The organism is Stenotrophomonas sp. 2YAF22 (assembly GCF_052114665.1).
Lineage (GTDB): Bacteria > Pseudomonadota > Gammaproteobacteria > Xanthomonadales > Xanthomonadaceae > Stenotrophomonas > Stenotrophomonas indicatrix.
The window spans coordinates 1-3,437 of sequence record NZ_JBFRFE010000473.1 but is presented as its reverse complement, the minus strand read 5'-3'; the positions used below and the strand labels follow the sequence as shown (position 1 = coordinate 3,437).

General features: G+C 67.2%; 3 protein-coding genes and 1 pseudogene. 1 reads left to right on the top strand and 3 read right to left on the bottom strand.

Going from position 1 to position 3,437, the window contains the following annotated elements; all coding sequences use genetic code 11:
- The 3 genes and pseudogenes from AB4Y84_RS16675 to AB4Y84_RS16665 form a co-directional block, all read right to left on the bottom strand.
- Positions 1–243, bottom strand: a pseudogene (locus tag AB4Y84_RS16675) (ABC transporter permease); the annotation flags it as partial.
- Positions 240–1,163 carry an ABC transporter ATP-binding protein gene (locus tag AB4Y84_RS16670; RefSeq protein WP_442243723.1) on the bottom strand — a complete coding sequence of 308 codons (924 nt, stop codon included), beginning with the start codon at positions 1,161–1,163 and terminating at the stop codon, positions 240–242. The gene AB4Y84_RS16670 and the pseudogene AB4Y84_RS16675, both read right to left, overlap by 4 nt.
- Before the next feature lie 20 nt (positions 1,164–1,183).
- Positions 1,184–2,140, bottom strand: coding sequence for an HlyD family secretion protein (locus AB4Y84_RS16665; protein ID WP_442243724.1), 957 nt, complete (start codon positions 2,138–2,140; stop codon positions 1,184–1,186).
- Between the two features lie 364 nt (positions 2,141–2,504).
- On the opposite strand from AB4Y84_RS16665, the gene AB4Y84_RS16660 reads away from it, so the two are divergent.
- The coding region (locus tag AB4Y84_RS16660; RefSeq protein WP_442250476.1) for a PhoH family protein at positions 2,505–3,437 on the top strand (933 nt) is incomplete at its 3' end.

The following is a 3,437-nucleotide window of genomic DNA, read 5'->3' as shown; positions in this document are numbered from 1 at the left end:
GGCCTGTGCGCGCGGGGCAATCACACCGGTGGCGACCATGTCCTGCACCAGCGCGCGAGAAGCCGCACTGTTGGCCTGGTCGGCGATGCCGGCATCCAGGTGCCGCAGGTTGAGGTTGATCGCATAGCCGAACAGCAGCAGCTGCATCACCGGGATGCCGATGATCATCGCCAGGGTGATCCGGTCGCGGCGCAGCTGGCGCAGCTCCTTGAGCATGATCGCCCACAGCCGTCGCAGGCTCATGCCGCCGGCTCCCGGCCGCGGCCACGGGTAGCGGAAACGAAGACGTCTTCCAGGTTGGGCGCCACCGGTTCGATGCTGGCCTGYGGATCGGCGGTGGCAAGGGCCTGCGCCAGCACGGCGGTATCGGCCGCGCCCTCGCTGCACAGCACACGCAGCTCGGTGCCGATCTGCGCCACGCTGAGCACGCCCGGCAGCGCCGCCAGCGCGCGGCTGGCCTGCCGGGGTTGCGCGGTGGTGACGGCCAGGGTGCGACCCTGCAGCTGCGCGCACAGTTCGGCCGGCGTGCCATCGGCTACCAGGGCACCGCGATCAAGGATCGCCAGCCGGTGGCAGCGTTCGGCCTCGTCCATGTAGTGGGTGGACACCAGCACCGTGGTGCCGGCATCGGCGAGTTCGAACAGCGCCTCCCAGAAATCGCGACGCGACTCGGGATCGACCGCACTGGTCGGCTCATCCAGGAACAGCAGTTCCGGCGCATGGATCACCGCACCGGCCAGCGCCAGCCGCTGCTTCTGCCCACCACTGAGGGTGCCGGCCAACTGCACCTGGCGGTCCTGCAGGCGATACTGCAGCAGCAGCGCATCGACCCGTTGCCGCGCCTGCGCGCGTGGCAGATCCTGGATGGCGGCAAGGAATTCCAGGTTCTCCCGCACTGACAGATCTTCGTACAACGAAAAGCGCTGGGTCATGTAGCCGATGCGGCGGCGCAACGCTTCGGCCTGCGCCGGGATCGCCAGGCCCAGCACGTCGATCTCGCCCGCGCTCGGCTCAAGCAGCCCGCACAGCATGCGGATGGTGGTCGACTTGCCCGAGCCGTTGGGGCCGAGGAAGCCGTATACCTGCCCACGCGGCACCTGCAGATCGACGTTGTCCACCGCCAGCAGGTCGCCGAAACGGCGGCTCAGGCCCTGCGCGCGCACGGCGATGCCATCGACCGGATTCAGAAACGCACCTGCACCGGCAGCCCGGCAGGCAGCGCCTGCATGTCGGCACTGTCGTCGATCTCGATCTCGACCAGGTAGCTCAGCCGCGAGACGTCATCACCGGTCAACGCGTAATAGGGGGTAAAGGAGGGTTCACTGCGGATCGACCGCACATGCCCTTTCAATACGGTATTCGCGCCGTCCAGCTGCACCTGCACCGCCTGCCCTACTTTCACCTGCAGGCGCAATGGCTGCGGCAGGTACACACGCGCATACGGCCGTTCGCCCACCAGCATCACCACCAACGGCGCACCGATCGGTGCCTGGTCGCCTTGCCTGTAGGGCAACGCATCAACCACGCCATCGCGTGGCGCGCGCAGCTGCAGTTTCTGCAGGTTGACGGCCTGCACGACCTCCTGTGCCTGTGTCGCCCTGGAGGTAGCCTGGCCCTGGGCGATGTCCTCACGACGGTTGCCGCGCTGCAGCTCCAGCCACACCTGTTCGGCAGCGCGCACGCTGGCCACGGCGTTGTCGGCGGCCGCTCGCGCCCGGTCGAGGTCGGCGGCCGCAACCAGCCGCTGGCGGGCCAGCGGTTGCACCCGGCGGTAGTACGCGGTGGCTTCCGCCGCCTGCGCGCGCAGCGCGGTGAGCTGTGCCTGCGCCTGGGCGATCTGCTCCGGACGCGGTCCCACCTGCAGTTCCTCGAGCTGTGCCTGCGCGCGGGCCGTTTCGGCCTGTGCGGCGTCGAGCTGGGCTGCGCCACGGACAGGGTCCAGGCGCATCAGCAGCGCGCCCGCCTTGACCGCCTGCCCCTCGCGCACGTCAACGGTACTGATCACTTCAGCCGCCGGTGCGGGCACGCTGATCCGGTCCCATTCAAGCGTACCCAGTGCTGCTGGTGGTGCTTCGCCGCACCCCGCCAGCAGGCAGCTGCCCAGCAACCCCATCCTGCGCACCCACGTGCCCACGGCCATGCGCCACCTCCTGCGATGGCGCCACGGTGCCATGCTCCCTGTGCACCCGCAATGATCCAGATCAGCGCTGGCCAATAATTGATCAGCCGCTGCCAACGCCACTGCCGCAAGGCTCGCTGCCACCTATCCACAGGTTCGTGGCAACACCGTCCACACCGCATGTGGAAAACCCTGCAGGCACTGGCACAATTTTCACCACGGCATCATCTTCCTTGTGGCACAAGCCCTGCGAAGGTCTATCCACAGGTTTCTTCGGCGCCGGTCCACACCCGGTGTGGAGAACTGTCGTCATGCCGACTTGCGCGTTACCCTTGTCGTCCCTGACTCCATCGCGGTGGACGGCGACCCCGCCCCACCCCAAGCAATGAAAAGCATCGAGCATCGAGACTTCACCCTGTCGCCGGAAGACAACGCGCAGCTGGCCAACCTGTGCGGCCCGTTCGACGGCCACCTTCGCCAGATCGAACTGAAGCTTGGCGTGGAAATCGCCAACCGCGGCTTCGTGTTCCGCATCAGCGGCCCGGCCGAGGCCAGCGCCGAGGCGCAGAAACTGATCGAGGCGCTGTACGAAGAAGCCGCCGAGACCACCTTCGACAACCACGCCATTCACCTGCGGCTGAACGCGGCCAACATCGAACAGATCGCCGACCGCTCCTACGAAGCGCAGGACGTGGCGATCAAGGTCAAGCGCGGAACCGTGCGCGGCCGGGGTTCCAACCAGAGCCGCTACCTGCACCAGATCGTCAGCCACGACATCAACTTCGGCATCGGCCCGGCCGGTACCGGCAAGACATTCCTGGCCGTGGCCAGCGCGGTGGAAGCACTGAACGAATCGCGCGTACAGCGCCTGATCCTGGTGCGTCCGGCGGTCGAGGCCGGCGAGAAGCTGGGCTTCCTGCCCGGCGACCTGAGCCAGAAGGTCGACCCGTACCTGCGCCCACTGTACGACGCCCTGTATGAAATGCTGGGCGTGGAAAAGGTGCTCAAGCTGCTGGAAAAGAACGTCATCGAGATCGCGCCGCTGGCCTACATGCGCGGCCGCACGCTCAACGATGCGTTCGTGATCCTGGACGAAGCGCAGAACACCACCATCGAACAGATGAAGATGTTCCTGACCCGCCTGGGCTTCGGTTCCACCGCCGTGGTCACCGGCGACCTGACCCAGACCGACCTGCCCAAGCATGTGAAGTCCGGTCTGCGCGATGCGATCGACGTGCTGCGCGACGTGGAGGGCGTCAGCTTCACCTTCTTCGAAGCCCGCGACGTGGTCCGCCACCCGCTGGTGGCGCGGATCGTC